General features: G+C 57.7%; 6 protein-coding genes. 4 read left to right on the forward strand and 2 right to left on the reverse strand.

Annotated elements, in window-relative coordinates; genetic code table 11:
• Nucleotides 1-258: 258 nt before the first annotated feature.
• Entirely contained in the window at nt 259-1,545 is a 1,287-nt protein-coding gene (locus LD28_RS0120680) for a citrate synthase (RefSeq protein WP_033138783.1), read from the forward strand.
• 93 nt (nt 1,546-1,638) lie between these two features.
• On the forward strand, nt 1,639-1,956 hold the full coding sequence (locus tag LD28_RS0120685; protein WP_033138784.1) for a DUF4377 domain-containing protein: 318 nt from the start codon (nt 1,639-1,641) through the stop codon (nt 1,954-1,956).
• Nucleotides 1,957-2,034: 78 nt separating this feature from the next.
• On the opposite strand, the gene LD28_RS0120690 is transcribed toward LD28_RS0120685, so the two are convergent.
• Nucleotides 2,035-2,475, reverse strand: coding sequence for an acetyltransferase (locus tag LD28_RS0120690; RefSeq protein ID WP_033138785.1), 441 nt, complete (start codon nt 2,473-2,475; stop codon nt 2,035-2,037).
• A 57-nt stretch (nt 2,476-2,532) separates the two neighbouring features.
• Entirely contained in the window at nt 2,533-3,378 is an 846-nt protein-coding gene (locus LD28_RS0120695) for a DUF5718 family protein (protein WP_033138786.1), read from the reverse strand.
• Between the two features lie 780 nt (nt 3,379-4,158).
• On the opposite strand from LD28_RS0120695, the gene LD28_RS0120700 reads away from it, so the two are divergent.
• Nucleotides 4,159-4,671 (forward strand): DUF4823 domain-containing protein, encoded by a 513-nt coding sequence (locus tag LD28_RS0120700; RefSeq protein ID WP_033138787.1) that lies wholly within the window; start codon nt 4,159-4,161, stop codon nt 4,669-4,671.
• Between the two features lie 20 nt (nt 4,672-4,691).
• A partial coding sequence (locus LD28_RS0120705; RefSeq protein WP_033138788.1) for an NUDIX hydrolase occupies nt 4,692-4,962 on the forward strand: 271 nt, incomplete at its 3' end.

Genomic DNA, 4,962 nt, shown 5'->3' on the forward strand with positions numbered 1-4,962 from the left:
CAGTATATCGGCGGCCTTAACCGAAGACAATCAATTAGCTACAAAGAAAACACAAAACCGCAAACTCGATCGCATATTTAATTTAACATTTCATTAATGCCGTTAATGGCCTTCCAGCAAAATTGACATCGACAAGGAACTCTGTTTCAAATAGGGCGCTCCAGCCGCCTTGGTATGGGTAAGAACCTTTGCCAGCGTCATAAAAGTCGTAATAGAGTAGGACTGGAACCAAATTATAAAGAGCAAAGGAGACGTGCTATGGCTGATAAGATAGCCACCCTACACCTACCCGGGAAAGATCCGGTCGAATTGCCAATCCTCTCCGGCACCATCGGTCCGGATGTCATCGACGTCAGAAAATTGGGCGCACAAGGGTATTTCACCTTTGACCCCGGTTTTATGGCAACCGGCTCATGCAAATCTGCCATTACCTACATCGACGGTGATCAGGGTGTCTTGCTGCACCGTGGTTTCCCTATTGCCCAATTGGCGACCCAATCGAGCTACCTCGAGGTCTGCTACATCCTGCTCTACGGCGAAGCACCGACCAAGGCGCAATATGCCGAATTCCAGCGTCTGGTGACCCGTCACACCATGGTGCACGAGCAGATCGCCTTCTTCTTCCGCGGCTTCCGTCGCGACTCCCACCCCATGGCCATCATGTGCGGTGTAGTCAGCGCCCTCTCCGCCTTCTATCACGATGCCCTCGACATCAACAACGAGCAGCATCGCGAGATCTGCGCCTTCCGTCTGCTCTCCAAGATGCCGACCCTGGCCGCCATGTGTTACAAGTACTCCATCGGTCAGCCGTTCATGCAGCCGCGTAACGCCCTCTCCTATGCGGGCAACTTCCTGCACATGATGTTTGGCGTGCCGACCGAAGAGTACAAGGTCAACCCCACCGTTGAACGCGCCATGGATCGCATCTTCACCCTGCACGCGGATCACGAGCAGAATGCCTCTACCTCCACCGTCCGTCTGGCTGGTTCTTCCGGTGCCAACCCGTTTGCCTGTATTGCTGCGGGGATCGCCTCCCTGTGGGGACCGGCTCACGGCGGCGCCAACGAAGCCTGCCTGCGCATGCTGGAAGAGATCGGCTCGGTGGATCGCATCCCCGAGTTCATCGCCAAGGCCAAGGACAAGAACGATCCGTTCCGTCTGATGGGCTTCGGTCACCGGGTCTACAAGAACCACGATCCCCGTGCCCAGGTGATGCGTCAGACCTGCCACGAAGTGCTGACCGAGCTGCAGATCAAGGATCCGCTGCTGGATGTCGCCATGGAGCTGGAGCGCATTGCGCTCTCCGACCCCTACTTCATCGAGAAGAAGCTCTACCCGAACGTGGACTTCTACTCCGGCATCATCATGAAGGCGATCGGTATCCCGATGAGCATGTTCACCGTGATCTTCGCCATCTCCCGTACCATCGGCTGGATAGCCCACTGGAACGAAATGCACTCGGATCCGGATCAGAAGATCGGCCGTCCGCGTCAGCTCTATATCGGCCAGCCCCAGCGCGAGTTCGTTCCGCTCGAGCAGCGCTAACAGGCTGAATCGACATGGTTTGTTACAAAGGCGGTCATTGACCGCCTTTTTGTTTGCCGCTCTAATGCCCCTTTCGCTTTGAAGGATCCCATCATGAAACCACTGTTTATCAGCGCCGCCCTGCTGCTCACCGCCTGTCAGGGCTCGGTCGCTCCACAGGGGGAGACCCTCTATATCAACAGCCAGCTGGTCGATTGTGTCGGGGTCGGCCCGATGCAGTGCATGCAGGTGCGCAGCGATGAGCAGCAGCCCTGGACGCTGTTCTACCAGGATATTGAAGGCTTCCAGTTCGAGCCGGGCTACCAGTACCAGCTCACTGTCAGCAAGGAGCAGCTCACCGATGTGCCGGCCGATGCCCCCTCCCTGCGCTATCAGCTGATCAAGGTGGTGAACAAGGTCGCCAGCAAGTAACCGGCGGGATCAAAAAAACGGGGGATGGCAGATGCCATCCCCCGTTCGTTTATGGGTACAACGCCTCATCAGGCGCGACTAGCGCGTCGGCAACGCCATATGCAGCAGCGGATAGGGCTTGCCCTGACCATCCAGCGGTGAGCGGCCCGTCACGGCGAACCCCATCTTCCGATAGAAGCCCACTGCCTGCTCATTCTGCTCATTGACGTCAACCTGCGTCGCGCCACCCTGCGAGATGGCATGTGCTACCAGCAAACGTCCCACGCCGCCGCCCCGCGCCTCGGGGGCGACAAACAGCATCTCCAGCTTGCCCTCGTGTACTCCGCTAAAACCCGCAATGTGCCCCTCATCTGTGCGGGCACAGTGCAGTGTCACCGCATCGAAGTAGTGCTGCAGAATAAGCGGCTTGAGCGCGAGGATCTCGGCCTCTGGCAAAAAGTGGTGGGTTGCCCGCACCGAGGCCTCCCACAGATCGATCAGCGCCGGATAGTCGGCACGGGAGACAGGAACAATCGTCATTCAATGGCTCGATATGATAACCAGCGGGAAGAGACAACGCCCCGCTGGCAAAGGTGATTAGCGCGCCTGCACCGCCTGCAGCAACACCGACACGTCGGCGCCGAAGCTACGGGTGCGAATGGCTTCGCGGATATCCGCTTCGCTATAACGGCTGCCCGGGTAGACCACCACGCAGGAGGTGTCGCCCGGTTTGAGGAAATGGCTCTCGCCAAACGGGGTATAACGGGTGGCACCGATACTGATCAGCGCATGGGGGGGATGGCCCGCCTGCGCCAGCAGCCCCTGAATGTGCTCCGCCGGCCCCTCGTCCTGCTGATGGTTGAACTTGTCGATGGCCCAGTCGAGCAGTTGACCGTGGAAGTAGCTGTAATCGATGGCGGCGCTGTCGACCCCGTAGGCGTGCAGCTCACCATCGCGCTCCAGATAGCAGGCGATGCGATAGTCATCAAGCTCGCAACCGGCAGCAAAACCGGAGAGCGGCAGCAGATTGGCCGCCAACCCCTTGCTCTCTTCGCCCCAGTTCTTCTTCTCGCTGATCTTTTTGGCGTTGGGACGGCGAATGGAACAGTCGTTATAGGCACCAAAGGCACGGGGATGGATCGCCACCACCTGCTTGTTCACATACTCCAGCTCGCACCAGAGGGCCACTTCCGGCTCAATCTGCACCTTCTCGTCACCGCTGACCGCCGCTTCCGGCAGGAAGATCGCCTTGTTGCTCAGCGGAAAGACGCCGAGCTGACCCGGATGACCCGGCACGAAGAAGGGGAACAGCGCCTTGGGCGCCGTGGTATCGCGCACCGCGACGGCCACGAAGTCCGACGCCTCACCCGCCTGCTCCAAATGACCGGCGAAATTGCCCGCCACACCCAGTCCGATAAACTTGCTCTCTGCTGCTATCTGCATCTTGCTTACCTGCATCTTGCCCACGCCAGGTAGCAGGCCCGTCGCCCACTACCGCTAAAGTGGCAAGATTAAACCACAAGGCCCCCGCCTTCGCCCAGTCCGGGCCCGCGCTCGTGTGCGCCAACCCCGCTTTTTTAGTGGCGACTGGCGATGGCTTGAGCGCCTTGCAGCCCGCTTCTGCCATCCGTACACAGCGCCTCTTATCAACCCGGCACAGGATCAGAGGCCGCGCCCGCTGGCCGCTCACCCTCGCCATGATCGGAGGGAGACCTGACATGACGGGAAACCGGCTGACAAACGTCCCACAGGCTGGCACCGGCTCGGTATAAGTAAAAATAAGGCCATTTAACCAAAAGGCATAAATTCAGCTTATAGTGACCCGTTTGGCCAAAATGGAAGCCTTGAGTCGCCCGTTCGCGCCCAAAAGAGCATTCTCCGCTCCCCTCTTTCGCCTTGAGGTTGTGTCCCGACATTGCCAGACGGCCTAGCACGCGCAGCTCACCGAGGGATCGCCTTGATATCACAAGCGAATGTTCAGGATCCGCAGATCACGGTGGAGGACGATCAGGAGCCAGGAGCCGGCTCGCTATTCCGCCCCCCACAGACAACGGCACTTGCCCGCGAGGGCGTTGGGCTAACGCGGCGTGAGCATCATGCTTGCAAATCGTTCTTGCAAAGAGTTATGTGAGCTCAATCAAGAAGTGGATGATCAATTTTTGATATAAAAATCATGATTTTACCTGCGCTGTAATACCTACCCATCACACAAAGGAATGTATTTTGAAACACTATCTATGCGCTATCGCTTCATTGCTCGCCGTCGGCTGTAGTTCGACCTATCAGCAATCAGATGTACAAGCTATCACCAACAAACTCGATGCCACTCAGGGGGTACTGATTTCTCAACCCCAGGATGGCAGCTATGAAACGACGCAGTATCAGAACTCGGGTCAGATGACAGCCCAGGCAATCTATGCGGCGTTTTCCAAAAAAGCCCACAAGGTCGAACTGACGGCCAGTTGTCATGGCGATGCCTGCCTGAGCACCACTGTCCCCGCCGAATTCAGATACTATGTAAAACCCGTCATTCTCCATTGGGAAGAGCGTGCAACCGAATGGTCAGGGAAACCAGATGTAATTGAAATTCAAGTGGTTATCTACGATACACAGAGCAAAAAGAGTATCGCCAACAGCTCGTTCAAAGGGAAAAGCAAATGGTTGACGTTCGGTGGTGATCACCCACAGGATCTGCTGGCTGAGCCCGCCGAAAAATACGTCAATAGCCTCTACTAGCAGAATCAAGAGAGAGAACGATGATCGACAAACTCGCCTGGCTCACCTTCAAAGATCAGCAACTGCTCTGCGCCCGCTCCCACGGCAAGGCCATTTACTACATCCCCGGCGGCAAGCGCGAACCGGGCGAGAGCGACGAGGCGGCGCTGATCCGCGAGATTGAGGAGGAGCTGGCCGTCACCCTGCAACCCGATACCCTGCGTTTTGCCTGCGAGTTCAGCGCCCAGGCCGATGGCAAACCGGCAGGGGTCGAGGTGCGGCTGCGCTGCTACACCGGCGAAGCCAGCGGCA

This window comes from Aeromonas finlandensis (assembly GCF_000764645.1).
GTDB lineage: Bacteria > Pseudomonadota > Gammaproteobacteria > Enterobacterales > Aeromonadaceae > Aeromonas > Aeromonas finlandensis.

Coding starts and splice junctions, on each gene's coding strand:
- LD28_RS0120685 (WP_033138784.1), top strand. CDS start 1,639: ATGAAACCACTGTTTATCAGCGCCGCCCTGCTGCTCACCGCCTGTCAG.
- LD28_RS0120680 (WP_033138783.1), top strand. CDS start 259: ATGGCTGATAAGATAGCCACCCTACACCTACCCGGGAAAGATCCGGTC.
- LD28_RS0120690 (WP_033138785.1), bottom strand. CDS start 2,475: ATGACGATTGTTCCTGTCTCCCGTGCCGACTATCCGGCGCTGATCGAT.
- LD28_RS0120695 (WP_033138786.1), bottom strand. CDS start 3,378: ATGCAGATAGCAGCAGAGAGCAAGTTTATCGGACTGGGTGTGGCGGGC.